The 16,902-nt window shown below is 44.8% G+C and carries 11 protein-coding genes and 1 tRNA gene; 11 read left to right on the top strand and 1 reads right to left on the bottom strand.

Annotated features, from left to right (window positions below):
• From ACFI32_RS08830 to ACFI32_RS08780, 11 genes are all read left to right on the top strand, one after another.
• Nucleotides 1-139 (top strand): EF-Tu C-terminal domain-related protein (locus tag ACFI32_RS08830; RefSeq protein WP_462625645.1); only part of this gene is annotated, 139 nt, incomplete at its 5' end.
• A 241-nt stretch (nt 140-380) separates the two neighbouring features.
• A tRNA-Trp gene (locus ACFI32_RS08825) sits at nt 381-456 on the top strand.
• Nucleotides 457-507: 51 nt separating this feature from the next.
• The gene (gene secE / locus ACFI32_RS08820) at nt 508-993 is read left to right on the top strand and encodes a preprotein translocase subunit SecE (RefSeq protein ID WP_462626169.1); all 486 of its coding nucleotides are present in this window, start codon (nt 508-510) and stop codon (nt 991-993) included.
• A gap of 80 nt (nt 994-1,073) precedes the next feature.
• Nucleotides 1,074-1,604: a transcription termination/antitermination protein NusG gene (gene nusG / locus ACFI32_RS08815; RefSeq protein WP_462626168.1), complete on the top strand. Its 531-nt coding sequence runs from the start codon at nt 1,074-1,076 to the stop codon at nt 1,602-1,604.
• Nucleotides 1,605-1,691: 87 nt separating this feature from the next.
• Complete coding sequence (gene rplK, locus ACFI32_RS08810; protein WP_462626167.1) at nt 1,692-2,123, top strand: 50S ribosomal protein L11; 432 nt, start codon at nt 1,692-1,694, stop codon at nt 2,121-2,123.
• Nucleotides 2,123-2,824: a 50S ribosomal protein L1 gene (gene rplA / locus ACFI32_RS08805; protein WP_462626166.1), complete on the top strand. Its 702-nt coding sequence runs from the start codon at nt 2,123-2,125 to the stop codon at nt 2,822-2,824. The genes rplK and rplA overlap by 1 nt, the downstream gene beginning before the upstream one ends.
• A gap of 430 nt (nt 2,825-3,254) precedes the next feature.
• Complete coding sequence (gene rplJ, locus ACFI32_RS08800; protein WP_462626165.1) at nt 3,255-3,782, top strand: 50S ribosomal protein L10; 528 nt, start codon at nt 3,255-3,257, stop codon at nt 3,780-3,782.
• A 114-nt stretch (nt 3,783-3,896) separates the two neighbouring features.
• On the top strand, nt 3,897-4,268 hold the full coding sequence (gene rplL / locus ACFI32_RS08795; RefSeq protein WP_462626164.1) for a 50S ribosomal protein L7/L12: 372 nt from the start codon (nt 3,897-3,899) through the stop codon (nt 4,266-4,268).
• A gap of 632 nt (nt 4,269-4,900) precedes the next feature.
• Nucleotides 4,901-9,019, top strand: coding sequence for a DNA-directed RNA polymerase subunit beta (rpoB, locus tag ACFI32_RS08790; protein WP_462626162.1), 4,119 nt, complete (start codon nt 4,901-4,903; stop codon nt 9,017-9,019).
• A 185-nt stretch (nt 9,020-9,204) separates the two neighbouring features.
• Nucleotides 9,205-13,422, top strand: coding sequence for a DNA-directed RNA polymerase subunit beta' (rpoC, locus tag ACFI32_RS08785; protein ID WP_462626161.1), 4,218 nt, complete (start codon nt 9,205-9,207; stop codon nt 13,420-13,422).
• Nucleotides 13,423-13,604: 182 nt separating this feature from the next.
• The gene (locus ACFI32_RS08780; RefSeq protein ID WP_462626160.1) at nt 13,605-14,132 is read left to right on the top strand and encodes a DUF6586 family protein; all 528 of its coding nucleotides are present in this window, start codon (nt 13,605-13,607) and stop codon (nt 14,130-14,132) included.
• A 121-nt stretch (nt 14,133-14,253) separates the two neighbouring features.
• Here ACFI32_RS08780 and ACFI32_RS08775 read toward each other — a convergent pair whose 3' ends face one another.
• A complete protein-coding gene (locus ACFI32_RS08775; protein ID WP_462626159.1) occupies nt 14,254-16,860 on the bottom strand; it encodes a penicillin-binding protein 1A in 2,607 nt (868 codons plus the stop codon).
• Nucleotides 16,861-16,902 lie beyond the last annotated feature (42 nt).

Here is a 16,902-nt window from a genome sequence, read left to right as displayed (position 1 = left end):
AATGGTCATGCCTGGTGATAACGTTGAGATGGGCGTAGAGCTTATCCACCCAATCGCTATGGACAAAGGTCTTCGCTTTGCAATTCGTGAAGGCGGCCGTACTGTAGGCGCTGGCGTTGTTGCTAACGTATTGAACTAATCCATAAGTCTCAGTAATGAGCTTATGAGTTAGTAATAAAAAAGCCGTCCTCATTGAGGACGGCTTTTTTGTGGTTTGCATGTCTTAATGCTACGAGAGTCATCAGGGAAGTTATAAGCGGCAGGATTGGGCACAGGGTTTTTACCGCCTCAAACAGCGGTTATGAATAATTTAAAAAAAATTCGCCATAAAACTTGCATTCTTATTAAAACCTTGTATAATTAGCAGCCTTAACACCCATAGGCGATTGGCTCAATTGGTAGAGCATCGGTCTCCAAAACCGAGGGTTGTAGGTTCGAGTCCTACATCGCCTGCCATCTTTTTATCATATCTTTGCTTTACCTCACCACCTCCAAAGCGAGTCCTTTATGAGCAATAATCAAGATAACCTCGATTCTAAGTTATCTGATGCCAAGGCAGTTGCTAGCGGAATGCTGAGTAAAAATAAGCAAAAGTCAGTTCCCAATACTAGTGCTGTTGAAGTCGCTAAGACGGGTTCGGCAAAAGATATGGTGCTATGGCTATTAGCCATTGTTGCCTTGATTGCAACCACCTTAGTAAATCAATACTTACCTGGATATTGGCAAGCAGCCAATGATCTTTGGGTTCGTGTTGGTATTATTGTGGCATTGATTGTGTTTGCTCTTGTTTGTTTGGCACTCACGCATCAGGGTCGTGCATTTAAGATTTTGCTAAAAGATGCGGCAGTCGAATTACGCCGCGTCACATGGCCAAGTAAAGACGAAACCTTTCAATACACATGGCAAGTAATTGTCATGATCGCGATTGTTGGGTTTTTTGTTTGGCTGTTGGATAACTTTTTTAATTGGTTCGTCGGTTTATTTATTGGTTAGTGGTTACTAGGTAGATGCTGATTAGGCAGATAGTAACAGAATATAAGACGGGCTTTATTTATAACGATTAGGAGCGTGATATGCGTTGGTATATTGTTCAAGCGTTTTCAGGATATGAAAAACAAGTACAACGTTCATTGACCGACCGTATTAATCGTAGTGATTTTGCTAAGTCATTTGGTGATGTGCTTGTGCCTACCGAAGAAGTCGTCGAAATGAAAGACGGCAAAAAACGTAAAAGTGAACGTAAATTCTTTCCAGGCTACGTATTGGTGCAAATGGAAATGAATGATGATACATGGCACATTGTTAATGAATGCCCTCGTATTATGGGTTTCATTGGCGGTACACCAGAAACACCAGCACCGATCACGCAAGTCGAAGCAGACCGTATTTTAAACCGTTTGAATCAGACAGAAACTGCACCGCGTCCGAAGACGTTGTTTGAACCAGGTGAAGAGCTATTGGTTATCGATGGTCCATTCACTGACTTTAAAGGTATGGTTGAAAAAGTAGATTATGAAAAATCGAAACTGCAACTGACGGTAAACGTATTTAATCGACCCACTCAGGTTGAGCTTGAGTTTAGTAAAGTTGAGAAACTGGACTAAATATACATAAACAGGGGAGCTGTTACTGCATTGTAGATCATAAATATCTATAGTCAGTTAGCGTTATCACCCATTTAGGAGAGTATCATGGCTAAGAAGATTGATGGCTACATCAAACTGCAAGTGCCCGCAGGCAAAGCAAATCCTTCACCACCAATTGGTCCAGCATTGGGTCAAAAAGGTGTGAATATCATGGCGTTCTGTAAAGAGTTCAACGCTGCGACTGCAAACCAAGAGCCAGGTTTGCCGATCCCAACTGAGATCACCGTATACAGCGACAAATCTTTCACGTTCATCATGAAGTCACCACCAGCTGCGTTCTTATTGCGCAAAGCTGCTGGCATCGCTAAAGGTTCAGGCACGCCAAACACTACTAAAGTAGGTAGCGTGACTCGTGAGCAACTAGAAGAAATCGTTAAGACTAAAACTGCTGATTTGACTGCTGCTGATCTTGACGCTGCTGTTCGTACCGTTGCTGGTACCGCCCGTTCAATGGGTATTACCGTGGAGGGTGTATAATGTCTAAGCTAACCAAACGTCAAAAAGAAATCCAAAGCCGTATTGACAACGAAAAGCAATACACCGTTGATGAGGCCGTACAAATCCTAAATGATTTGCCACCGCTAAAATTCAAAGAGTCAATCGATATCGCTGTTAACCTAGGTGTTGACCCACGTAAATCAGACCAAGTGGTTCGTGGCGCAACTAACCTACCTGCAGGTACTGGTAAAACCAAACGCGTTGCTGTATTCGCTCAAGGCGCTGCTGCTGAAGCCGCTAAAGAAGCTGGTGCAGACATCGTTGGTTTTGAAGACCTAGCTGAGCAAATCAAAGCCGGTAACATGGACTTTGATGTGGTTATCGCAGCTCCAGATGCGATGCGTGTTGTTGGTCAATTGGGTACAATCTTAGGCCCACGCGGCTTGATGCCAAATCCAAAAGTTGGTACAGTAACGCCAAATGTCGCTGAAGCGGTAACTAACGCTAAAGCAGGTCAGGCTCAGTACCGTGTTGATAAAGCGGGTATCATCCACGCAACTATCGGCCAAGTTGGCTTCACTGCTGAGCAGATTCAGCAAAACGCTCAAGCAATTATTGCTGATCTAAAGCGTGCTAAGCCTGCAACGTCTAAAGGTATTTACATCAAGAAAATTACTTTATCTAGCACTATGGGTCCAGGTTTAGCTATTGATGCTGTACCTTTTCGTACTGCTAAGTAAGTAATCAGATATCAGCTATATCATAGCTTAGATGCAGTGGTTGGTTTTTAAAACCCGCATCAACTTTTGTATAAAGAATTAGGTCAGCGCAGCATCTGCTGCGCTGTCTAAGACCGTAGGTAGAAAGCGGTTTGTTAATCTCATAACAGCCTAATAGGATTTTATGAGGTCAGTGAGCTGATTTTGTTAATCGACGACAGATGAAAATCTTAGTTGTCCTACGCAGACGGTGACCCACACAGTTTACGACAAGAGCCAATAGGGGTAGGTGACCTATTACTCGACGTCATTCTGATAACGGTGCCGTAATCAGTCGTTACTGGTAGGCAAATGGCTACTGGTAATGTGTCGTATCAAGTCAGTTCTATTGTTATCTTGAGCAGTCATATGCTCGGGTGAGAAGGAATTGATAAGATTAAGGAGTCAACTTATGGCATTAACGCTAGAACAAAAACAACAAGTTGTGGCTGAAGTGTCTGAAGTTGCTGCTAATGCTTACTCAGCAGTAGCTGCCGAATATCACGGTATTGGTGTTGCTCAGCTTACTAAGCTGCGCGAACAAGCCCGTGAAAAAGGCGTCGTTTTGAAAGTGGTGAAAAACACCCTAGCAAAACGCGCTTTTGAAGGCACTAATTTTGAGAGCATGTCAGACAGTATGACTGGTCCATTACTTTTGGCTTTCTCTATGGAAGATTTGGGATCTGCAGCACGAGTCATTTTTGACTTTAGCAAAGATAACAAAGCTTTAGAGACCAAATTAGTATCAGTCGGCGGTGAAGTTTATGGCCCAGAAGAGCTAGAGCGCGTATCGAAGCTACCAACTCGCGACGAAGCAATCTCTATCTTGATGGCTACTATGAATGCACCAGTGACCAAGCTTGTCCAGACTATGAACGCAGTTCCTGGCAAATTTGTTCGCACTGTAGCAGCAATCAAAGACGCAAAAGAAGCTGCTTAATTGCTTGTTTTAACGAAACTTTGACATCGCAGGTTATCACTTATTGTCATATCTGGCAGGTAATCTTAGCGATATTAAAATCATTTAATTTTTATCAGATAACGGAGAGTTCTCATGGCACTATCTAAAGAAGATGTGTTAAACGCAATCGCTGAAATGTCAGTAATGGAAATCGTTGAGCTAATCAGCGACATGGAAGAAAAATTCGGCGTAACTGCTGCCGTTGCTGCTGCACCTGCTGCTGCCGGTCCAGCTACTGCTGCTGCTGAAGAAAAAGACGAATTTGACGTTGTTCTTACTAGCTTTGGCGAAAAGAAAGTTGCTGTCATTAAAGCCGTTCGTGAAGCGACTGGCCTTGGCTTAAAAGAAGCGAAAGACTTGGTTGAAAGTGCTCCAGCACCAATCAAAGAAGCTGCATCTAAAGCTGAAGCTGAAGAGTTGAAGAAGAAGCTTGAAGAAGCTGGTGCTTCTGTTGACCTAAAATAAGTTCAACACAGCTCGAAAAAAAAAGCTGGTAATGCCTTGCATTGCCAGCTTTTTTTTACTATAATTCGTAGCTTGACCTTTTGTGTCTGCCAACATACGTATGCATTAACGGTGGATACCCATCAAAAGGACAGACGATATACATGCACGCAAAAACGCCAGTTTTTATAATCAGTTGATATGGGCTAGACGTCGGTAGATGTTTGGCACTTTTTTGTGTCTGTATACTTTCCTGATCACGACAACGTTTTTATTTATTCTCATTCATTTTGATACTAAGTAGCTTAGCATGGTTCTGCTGTTGATGTGCAGACCTAAAAACAGTTTATCCGGTGATGACGCCGCTTTCGCTAAGCTGGTATCTATTTTTAAATGAGTGAAGACAAAACGCCTTAATCAATACGCTGATAGCTGTATAGATAGAGGCATTGTAAGATCACTTTTAAAATTAAGCACCAAGATTGAGCATTTACCATCTGCTTAACATAAATAAAGTTAGATGACTGATTATTAAGACATGTTGTAGTAATAATTGTTTCTTTCATTATCGTCTACGTTGCCAAATTTGTATAGTATTTATACCGATTGGCCTCGCTTTCAATTTGTTTTCACGTCTACTGTAAGGACTCTCGATGGCATATTCTTATACTGAAAAAAAGCGTATTCGCAAAAGTTTTGCCGAATTGCCCACTGTGATGGACATTCCCTACTTATTGTCTATTCAAGTAGATTCTTACGAGCATTTTTTGCAAGAGCATAAAAAACCAAAAGCTCGTGAGAATACTGGCCTTCAAGCTGCGTTTTCTTCTATTTTCCCAATTGAGAGTCACTCTGGTAATGCTGAGTTGCAATTCGTTGAGTATCATTTAGGTACGCCTGAGTTTGATGAGCGTGAGTGTATCTTGCGTGGTTCGACATTTGCAGCACCTATGCGAGTCAAAATTCGTCTGATTATTAAAGACAAAGACAGCAAAGATAAAGACAGTAAAGCGGCCATCAAAGATATCCGCGAGCAAAGTGTCTATATGGGTGAAATCCCATTGATGACTGAAAATGGTACCTTTATTATCAATGGTACTGAGCGTGTTATTGTCTCTCAGCTACATCGTTCACCTGGTGTGTTCTTTGATCATGATAAAGGCAAGTCACACTCAAGTGGTAAGGTGCTTTATAACGCCCGTATCATTCCTTACCGTGGTTCATGGTTAGACTTTGAATTTGACGCAAAAGACTTAGTATTTGCTCGTATTGACCGTCGCCGTAAGCTATTGGCCTCTATCATTTTGCGCGCGCTTGGTCTTACCACCTCTGAAATCTTAGATATTTTCTTTGATAAAGTTGCGGTTTATAAAGGTGAAGAGCAGTTCGAAATCGATTTGGTTGCTGATCGTCTGCGCGGTGAGATGGCGCAGTTTGATATCGTATCACCTGAAGGTGACGTTATCGTAGAGCAAGGCAAGCGTATCAACGCACGCCGCATTCGTCAGCTCGAACAAGCAGGTATGACCAAAATTGCAGTGCCTGACGAATACTTGTACGAGCGTATTTTGGCTGAAGACATCGTGGTGAATGATGAAATCATTGCCAAAGCCAATACGCCAATTGACCATGAATTATTGGTCAAGTTGAGTGCGTTTGAGGCCAGTGAGTCTATCAAAGAATTCAGCATCTTGTTTACGAACGATATCGATCAAGGCAGTTATATTGCTGACACGCTACGTGCGGATAGTACCTCAAGCCGTGAAGAAGCATTGATCGAAATCTATAAAGTCATGCGTCCAGGTGAGCCACCAACGGTTGATACTGCTGAGAAACTGTTTGAGAGCATGTTCTTTAATGCAGATCGTTATGACTTATCAAATGTCGGCCGTATGAAGTTCAACCGTCGCCTAGGCCTTGAGTTTGATAACACTGATGATCCTGATGTGCAGCGCGAGCGCAGCGTATTGACCAACGATGACATCGTTAACGTTTTAAAAGAGCTGATCGAGATTCGTAACGGTCGCGGCGATGTGGATGATATTGACCATCTTGGTAACCGCCGTATTCGTTCAGTGGGCGAAATGGCAGAGAACCAGTTCCGCGTGGGTCTGGTACGTGTTGAGCGTGCGGTAAAAGAGCGTTTAAGCTCAGCGGAATCAGATAACTTATCACCGCAAGATTTGATCAACTCTAAGCCAGTTGCGGCGGCAGTAAAAGAATTCTTTGGTTCAAGCCAGTTGTCACAGTTTATGGATCAGAACAATCCGTTGTCTGAGGTGACCCATAAACGCCGTGTATCCGCATTAGGGCCAGGTGGTCTAACGCGTGAACGTGCAGGCTTTGAAGTACGTGACGTACATGATACCCATTATGGTCGTGTCTGTCCGATTGAGACTCCTGAGGGTCCAAACATTGGTCTGATTAACTCACTAGCGACGTTTGCTAAAACCAATAGCTTTGGTTTCCTAGAAACGCCTTATCGCCGTGTGGTTGATGGTAAAGTGACTGATGATATTGAGTACCTATCAGCGATTGAAGAAGTCGGTACAGTCATTGCACAGGCTGATTCGCCAATGACGGAAGAAGGTGCGTTATCTGACGAGATGGTCAGTGTGCGTAGCTATGGTGAATTTGTTCGTATGCCGCCAGAAAAAGTGACGCATATGGATGTGTCACCAAGTCAGGTTGTCTCAGTTGCCGCAGGTTTGATTCCGTTCCTAGAGCATGATGATGCTAACCGTGCCTTGATGGGCTCGAACATGCAGCGTCAGGCAGTACCAACACTACGTGCTGATAAGCCGCTAGTAGGTACGGGTATGGAGCGTTATGTTGCTCGTGACTCTGGTGTTTGTGTGATCGCTAAGCGTGGCGGCGTGATTGAAGACGTTGACGCCTCACGTATCGTGGTTCGTGTTAACGAAGATGAGATGACTGCTGGTGAAGCGGGTATCGATATCTATAACTTGATCAAATACACGCGCTCTAACCAAAACACTTGTATCAACCAACGTATCATCGTTAACCAAGGTGACGAGATCGCTTTGGGTGATATTTTGGCTGATGGTCCATCAACGGATCTTGGTGAGCTTGCACTTGGTCAGAACATTCGCATCGCCTTTATGCCGTGGAATGGTTACAACTTCGAAGATTCAATCTTGCTGTCTGAAAAAGTGGTAAAAGAAGATCGTTTCACCACCATCCATATCCAAGAATTAACCTGTGTTGCTCGTGATACCAAGCTAGGTACAGAAGAGATTACTGGTGATATTCCAAACGTTGGTGAAGCAGCATTATCGAGCCTTGATGAAGCGGGTATTGTCTATATCGGTGCTGAAGTCGATGCTGGTGATATCTTAGTTGGTAAAGTCACGCCAAAAGGTGAGACGCAACTGACGCCAGAAGAGAAACTACTACGGGCCATCTTTGGGGAAAAAGCAGCGGATGTGAAGGACACTTCACTACGCGTACCGACCTCAAGTAAAGGGACGGTTATCGATGTACAAGTCTTTACCCGTGATGGCGTCGAAAAAGATGCGCGCGCGCGTTCGATTGAAAAATCACAGCTTGACAGCTATCGCAAAGACTTAAAAGAAGAGCTACGTATTTTTGAAGAAGCGGCTCGTGGTCGTATCAGCAATTTGCTTGATGGTCAAAAAGTCAGCGGCGGCGCTGGTCTAAAAGCGGGCACCGTCATGGCGTCAGCAGATATGCAAGACATGACACTTGAAACGCTGCTCGATATCCAGCCTGTTGAGGAAGAAATCTCTGAGCGTCTGACGCAAATCGCTGATTACTTGGTTGATAAGCAAAAAGACATTGATGTGAAATTTGCTGAGAAAAAACGCAAATTGACCGCTGGTGATGACTTGCAACATGGCGTTCAAAAAATCGTTAAAGTATATCTTGCGGTTAAGCGTCGTATTCAGCCTGGTGATAAGATGGCGGGTCGTCACGGAAACAAAGGTGTGGTATCACGCATCATGCCAGTTGAAGACATGCCGTATGATGAAAATGGTAATACCGTTGACATCGTCTTGAATCCACTTGGTGTACCGTCTCGTATGAACATCGGTCAGGTGCTAGAGACGCATTTGGGTATGGCAGCGAAAGGCTTGGGTGAAAAGATCGACGGTATGCTCAAATCACAAGCCGCGATCAAAGAGCTACGCGCTTTCTTGGACAAAATCTACAACCAAGTTGGCGGTGAGCAAGTAGACCTTGATAGCTTAGATGATGATGACATCATGGCGCTGTCAGCCAACTTGCGCGGCGGTGTACCGATGGGTACAGCAGTGTTTGATGGCGCAAGAGAAAGCCAAGTCAAAGACTTGCTTGAGCTTGCTGGTATGGATCGTGATGGTCAGCAGACCTTGTATGATGGTCGTACGGGTCAACAGTTTGATCGTAAAGTAACTGTCGGCTACATGTATATGCTCAAATTGAACCATTTGGTTGATGACAAAATGCATGCGCGTTCAACGGGTTCTTACTCGCTAGTCACGCAGCAGCCACTTGGCGGTAAAGCGCAGTTTGGTGGTCAGCGCTTTGGTGAGATGGAAGTATGGGCACTAGAAGCTTATGGCGCCACATACACGCTGCAAGAGATGCTGACGGTGAAGTCGGATGATGTTGAAGGTCGTACACGTATGTACAAAAACATCGTCGATGGTGAGCAATACATGGATCCTGGTATGCCTGAATCCTTCAATGTATTGACCAAAGAAATCAAATCACTAGGTATTAATATTGAGCTAAAAGAAACGCATTAATATGACGCTTGGCTCAGTAGAATACCGCTATTGATACCCAGCTCATGTTGTCGCGTTGCCAAAAGCAGTATGCTGATTGCTGCTGCTTTTGGTGATTTATCTCATTCCTATTCATTGCCTTCATTCATCTGGTCGGTATCATGATATGCGTTACCAGATGATTATAAAGATAACGGAGAAGCAACTTGAAAGATTTACTCGATATTATGCAAAGCCCCGCAGCGGGCGGTAACCGTGAATTTGATAGCATTCAGATTACTTTGGCCTCACCTGATACCATCAAATCATGGTCACATGGTGAAGTTAAAAAGCCTGAAACCATCAACTATCGTACGTTCAAGCCTGAGCGTGATGGTTTGTTTTGTGCCAAGATTTTTGGCCCTGTAAAAGATTTTGAATGTTTATGTGGTAAATACAAGCGCCGTAAGTTCCAAGGCGTGATTTGTGAAAAATGTGGCGTTGAAGTCACCACTGCCAAAGTTCGTCGTGACCGCATGGGTCATATCGACCTTGCCAGTCCTGTTGCTCATATTTGGTTTTTAAAGTCATTACCAAGCCGTATTGGTCTATTGCTAGACATGACGCTACGCGATATCGAGCGCGTACTGTATTTTGAAAGCTATATCGTTACTGAGCCAGGTTTGACCAGCTTAGAGAAGTATCAGCTATTAGACGATGAAGACTACTACAAAGCCCTAGAAGAGTTTGGTGATGAGTTTGTTGCCAAAATGGGTGCTGAAGCGGTTCAAGATCTATTAAAAGATATCGATATCGATCTTGAGATTGATGAGCTGCGTGAAGCGATTCCGCAAACAGGCTCTGAAACCAAGCTTAAGAAGATGTCTAAGCGTCTAAAGTTGTTAGAAGCATTCCGTGATTCTAACAATAAGCCTGAGTGGATGGTCATGACCATCTTGCCAGTACTACCACCAGATTTGCGCCCATTGGTACCACTAGAAGGTGGCCGTTTTGCGACGTCAGATCTGAACGATCTATATCGCCGCGTGATTAACCGTAACAACCGTCTTAAGCGTCTGCTTGAGCTGAGCGCGCCTGACATTATCGTACGTAACGAAAAGCGTATGCTGCAAGAGTCAGTGGATGCGTTACTTGATAACGGTCGTCGTGGTCGTGCCATCACTGGTAGCAACAAGCGTCCATTGAAATCTTTGGCTGATATGATCAAAGGTAAGCAAGGTCGTTTCCGTCAAAACCTTTTGGGTAAACGTGTGGATTACTCTGGCCGTTCGGTCATCGTTGTTGGTCCAACGCTGCGCCTGCATCAGTGTGGTCTACCAAAGAAAATGGCGCTTGAGCTGTTCAAGCCATTTACGTATTCAAAACTATTGTCACACGGCATGGCGACCACCATCAAAGCTGCTAAGAAAATGGTAGAGCGTGAAGAGCCACAAGTGTGGGATATGCTGGCCATGGTGATCCGTGAGCATCCAGTACTGCTAAACCGTGCACCAACGTTGCACCGTTTGGGTCTGCAAGCGTTTGAGCCGGTACTGATTGAAGGTAAAGCCATTCAATTGCATCCGCTGGTTTGTACCGCATTTAACGCCGATTTCGATGGTGACCAAATGGCCGTACACGTGCCATTGACCTTAGAGGCGCAGCTTGAATCACGTGCGTTGATGATGTCGACCAACAACATCTTGTCACCAGCCAACGGTGATCCAATCATCGTACCGTCACAAGACGTTGTATTGGGCCTGTATTACATCAGCCGCTCGTCAGTGAACGTCAAAGGCGAGGGCATGGTTTTTGCCTCAGTTAATGAAGCACTGCGTGCCATTGGTTCTAACGATTTGCATGTCAACGCTAAGATCAAAGTGCGTGTGACTGAAACGCAAATTGATGAAGACGGTAATCAGACCAAAGAAATCAGCTTGAAAGAAACGGTTGCTGGTCGTCTATTGATCTGGAACATCATGCCAAAAGGTATGACCTTTGAAGAGTGCAACCAAGAGATGACGAAAAAGAACATTTCGCGTCTTATTAACTCTTGCTATCGTAAGTTGGGTGTCAAAGACAGCGTCATGTTTGCTGACCAATTGATGTATCTTGGTTTTGCACAAGCTACCTTGTCTGGTGTGTCGATTGGTATCGAAGACATGGTTATTCCGCCAATGAAAAAACAGATTATCGAAACGGCAGAAGCCGAGGTTCGTGAAATTGAAGATCAGTTTGAGCAAGGCTTTGTAACCGCTGGTGAGCGCTATAACAAAGTGGTTGATATTTGGTCACGTACCAATGATAAAGTCGCGAAAGCGATGATGGATAACTTGGCTACTGATAAAGTAACCAATGCTAAAGGCGATGAAGAAGAGCAAAAATCATTTAACTCGATCTTCATCATGTCGGATTCTGGTGCTCGTGGTAGTGCGGCTCAGATTCGTCAGTTGGCTGGTATGCGTGGCTTGATGGCAAAACCAGATGGCTCGATTATTGAAACCCCAATTAAAGCCAACTTCCGTGAAGGTTTGACGGTACTTCAGTACTTCATTTCAACGCACGGTGCGCGTAAAGGTTTGGCCGATACCGCATTGAAAACAGCGAACTCAGGTTACCTAACCCGTCGTTTGGTTGACGTGGCGCAAGATTTGGTTATCACCAGTGATGATTGTGGTACAGATCAAGGCTTGCTCATGACGCCGCATATCCAAGGTGGCGAGATCATTGAAAAATTGGGCGATCTCGTACTGGGTCGTGTGACGGCACGTGACGTGACGTACAATAATGATGAAAGTAAAGTATTGATTCCAGCAGGTACGCTCATCGATGAGCATTGGGTCAACATCCTTGATGAAAACGCGATTGATGATATCTGGGTACGCTCAGTTATTACCTGTGACGTAGCGCACGGCGTATGTTCACAGTGTTATGGTCGTGACTTGGCACGTGGTCATAAAGTGAATATTGGTGAGTCAGTCGGTGTCATGGCCGCACAGTCTATTGGTGAGCCGGGTACTCAGTTGACCATGCGTACATTCCACGTGGGCGGGGCAGCAAGCTCAGCATCTGTGGACAACAGCATTACGGTACGCAATGCAGGTCAGGCGCACTTCCATAACATGAAGACGGTTGAGCACACTGATGGCCACTTGGTTATCGTCTCTCGTTCTGCAGAAATCGCCTTGACTGATGATTTGGGCCGTGAGCGTGAACGTTATAAAGTACCATACGGTGCTAGTGTATTGGTTAAAAGCAGTGACCAAGTTGATGGTGGTCAAACCATCGCCAAGTGGGATCCGCACACACATCCAATCATCACTGAATTTGCGGGTCAAGCGCGCTTTAGCGACATCACTGATGGTCAGACAGCGACTGTGAAGATTGATGAAGCAACAGGTATGAGTTCGTTTGAAATTTTGGCCACGCGTGATCGCTCAAGCTCAGCAAAAGACTTACGTCCAGCCATTATCTTGAATACAGACGAAGGTAAAGAAGTGGTTTACTTCTTGCCAGCTGAAACTATCATCCGCGTCAGCGATGGTGAAAAAGTCGCTGCTGGCTCAGTACTGGGCCGTGTACCACAAGCCTCTTCAGGTACGAAAGACATTACCGGTGGTCTACCACGTGTTGCTGACTTATTTGAAGCACGTCGTCCGAAAGATCATGCCATTATGGCTGAAATGACGGGTGTGGTAAGCTTTGGTAAAGAGACCAAAGGTAAAAACCGCTTTATCATTACCAATGAAGATGGTGAAGTCCATGAAGAGCTGATCCCTAAATGGCGTCAGATCAACGTCTTTGAAAATGAGACGGTAGAGCGTGGTGAGGTGATTGCTGATGGCCCACAAAATCCACATGACATCTTGCGTCTGAAAGGTGAAACAGCGCTTGCCAACTATATCGTCAACGAAGTACAAGACGTTTATCGTTTGCAAGGGGTGAAGATCAACGACAAGCACATCGAAGTGATTATTCGTCAGATGCTACGTAAAGTTGAAGTCACTGACGGTGGCGATTCAAGTCACTTCAAAGGTGATCAAGTTGAGTATGCTGATGTGAAAGCATTGAATGCACAGCTTGTGGGTGATGATAAATTCCCAGTTCAGTATGAGCGTCAATTATTGGGTATCACCAAAGCCAGCCTAGCGACGGAAAGCTTTATCTCAGCGGCCTCATTCCAGGAAACCACGCGTGTACTTACTGCGGCGGCCGTTACTGGTAAAGTCGATGAGCTACGCGGCTTGAAAGAAAATGTCGTGGTTGGTCGCTTGATCCCAGCAGGTACGGGTCTGGCATATCATAAAGCTCGCAAAGAAAAAGCTGAGCAAAAACTGCAAGATAAAGACTTAAATGCAGCCTTTGATATGACTGCCAGCACTGATAGCAAAGATTTTGCCAGCTTTGATGAAGCATTTGCTCAAGAGCTTAACCAAGATAACTAATAGCTTGAAGCAGTTTTAATTCGATAAAAAAGCCAGCCTAAGTCGCTGGCTTTTTTATGTCTGTAAAAAAGTATAAGATGTCAGAGGTATTCATAAAGTACGCCTTGTGTATGTGAGGCGGCATATCGTTGCATCAGCTGTAATTAAGGTTTTATTTAACTATTTCAAATAAGGATAAACACATGGCAGGGAAGAGTCGCGTTGCAAAATATCAAGCAGATCGCACCAATCAAAAACTTTATTTTTGTCGTCTTGCTTGTCAATCGGCAGCGGCGACAGCCGACAAGCAACTGTACCAAGCTCACTGTGAAACCGCTATTTTTCATCTATACGGCACGCATTTGGCTTTTCTGCAGGAGTTGTCACAATTTTATGGTTTGAGCTTAAATGCGCCTAATCTTACCGATATAGAAGCCGCATTAGCGCTCAGGACGCAAGTGTCGCCAGAAGTGCAGCGGCTACAGCAACTATTAGAGCGAGGGTTTTTAGCCGATATTGACCATGCTTATCAGCGCTGCTTGTATGCTGTGTTACCAGCTGATAGTAATGAAGGCAGCGCCAATGTGTTGGACAGTACCGCGCAAGACTTGATTGTGAACGTAGTAACGTTATCCAACCAGTGGTTACCTGATGAGGGCACGATACGTGAATGGCGGCAGCAGTTTTTGGCATTGATTGAGCAGCTGCGTGCAGGTATGGTGGAGTATTAACCAAAAACTTCAGTAATTGCAGCCGATAAAAAAAGCTTATCGCCCAGAATGCGATAAGCTTTTTTATATGCAGTATTTTATCATTGATAAGACCGTCATCTGTATGGCGACTGATGCATAGTTATTCGGGCATTGGCGGCATCTGCTCTGCAGGTGTGGTTCTCAGAGGACTAGGCTGATTTTGATCACTGATCGGGCTATTAGTCACAGTGTCAACTGGCTCAGGTAGCAGTCGCTGTTGAATCGTGGGTTTAATGGGTTTTCTGGCACTATTGTCGTCAACATCTGCTTCAGTGGTTGTTGTTGCCACGACACCCTCATCCCTCATTTCTATAACATGCTGTTCTTGCTGTTCAGCTTTTGAGCGATTGTTAACCGTTACCCACTGGTGCGGAGTATCTTTGAGTTGTGACTTCATAAAATCCATCCAGACGGGTAGTGCTGCCACGCCACCGTATTCATGACGGCCAAGTGTTGAGGGCTGATCAAAGCCCATCCATACTACGGTAGCATTGGTTGGATGAAAGCCTGCAAACCAAGCGTCTTTGGCTTCGTTAGTGGTACCCGTTTTACCGCCGATATCGTCACGACCCAGCGCGCGTGCGCGCACAGCAGTACCATGTCGTACCACATCGCGCAAAATACTGGCCATATCGTAAGCCACTTTTGCTTTTAATATTCGCGGTGCTTGCTCAGCGTAGACATATTCAGTCTTAGGTGCTTTTAGACGATCGGCAGCTGGGCTAGCGTCATATACACGCAGACGTTTTTCTTCAGCTTGTTTGGCTTGTTCTGTCTCAGTATCTACTGTGTCAGCTTCAACACCATCTGCATCAGCGATGGGTTTGTCTTGTTCATCGATTAGGGCTTGTTTGTCCGCATCAATTTTTTCATTGAAACATGTGGCACAGGCCTGCTGAGGATTGGCTTGAAATAATAACTCATTGTCGTAGTTATAAATCTGGTCAATAAAGTAAGGTTGGATACGGTGTCCACCATTAGCAAAGGTAGAGTAGGCTGTGGCCATCTGTAGTGGCGTGGCTTGACCAGTGCCGAGTGCCAACGAGAGAGTGGTTGGCAGTTTCTCCTTATCAAGGCCAAACTGATCAAGCAAGTTACGAGCATCAGAAACGCCAACTGCTTGTAATAAGCGGATAGACACCAAATTACGTGACAAGTATAGGCCGCGGCGTAGCGTGATATTGCCCAGAAAACGACCGTCTGAGTTTTTTGGTTCCCAGTCACCCACTCGAATAGGGCGATCTGAAACGATACTGTCGGGCTTATACCCTTTTTCTAAAGCTGTGGTATAAATGAGGGGCTTTATGGTCGACCCAGGTTGGCGCCAGCCCTGTAAAGCTCGATTAAACTTACTGCGACCAAAGTCAAAACCGCCGACCAGCGCGTTTAATGCACCAGTATCTGGATTCAAGGACACCAAGCTGCCCTGTACTTTTGGAATTTGTCCCAATTGCCAATTGCCATTATCAGTTGCAATCAAACGCACGATATCATTTTCATTAACCACGTCTTTTGCGCTTTTCGGATAATAACCAATGCGGTCAGCGGAGATATATTTACGAGCCCATCTGATGCCTGACCAGTTTACGGTCACATTTTCACCTGAGGCCATAGTAGCCTCAAAACTACGAGCGTTGACCTTGGTAACTTTTGCAGGGTACATGCTACCGTAGCGTTGAAAATCACTGAGTGGCTTATCATTGGCTTCAGCGCCGCGCCAGCCGTGGCGATGATCGTAAGCAACTAGACCTTTTAAGATAGCCGATTCAGCAGCTACTTGTGCTTTACTATCAACCGTCAAGCGCACACGCCAGCCACCATTGATTACCTGTTCGCCATAGCGATTGACCAGTGCGTAACGGGTCATCTCTGCTAAATACGGCATGTTGACATCAAGTTTTTCTTTATAGAGGTTAAGACCAATGGGTGCGTTTACGGCTTCTTTGTATTGTGCTTCAGTGATATAACCCAGCTCATGCATACGGCCAATGATCCAATTGCGCCGTGTTAACGCTCGGCTTGGGTTGGCAACAGGATTATATTTAGAAGGCGCTTTTGGCAAGCCTGCCAGCATTGCCATTTCGGCGATGGTCAGATGATCAAGTGATTTGCTATAGTATTTTTTCGCCGCTGCCCGAATACCATAAGCACCTTCACCAAGATAGATCTTGTTTACATATAAGGTTAAAATCTCATTTTTACTAAGCTCATCTTCCATTTTGCGAGCCACAAAAAGCTCAGTCAGTTTCCGATTTAAAGTGCGCTCAGGGCTTAAAAAGTAATTTTTGGCAACCTGCATGGTAATGGTTGAACCGCCTGTTTGGCCTTCGTCATCGGTAACCACTTCAGTGACCGCACGCCCAAGCCCCTTAATACTGATGCCACTATGCTGAAAGAAGGAAGCATCTTCTGCTGCTAAAAATGCATGAGTCAAATCATCTGGGATCTCGTCGAAAGTGACTGGCAGAGACATACGATTGCCGTATTGTCCAACCAATTTATCATCGCTACTATAAATCTGTAAGGGCATCTCAAGGCTTGCGGTTTTAATTTCTTGGATGCTCGGTAGCGTCGGTGAAAGGTACATAGCCATACCATAAAAACCAATTGGTACCGCTAGTGCCAGTACGACTGCTAAGGCAAGACCAGCAACAACAAGTTTCACTAAAAAATGTATGATATAAACAGGCGCTTTTTTTTCGGTCATAATGAGACTTATTGATTAGAATGTGCAACAGATGACGCATTA

The organism is Psychrobacter sp. PSi21 (assembly GCF_054960615.1).
This window is presented reverse-complemented; position numbering and strand designations above follow the sequence as displayed.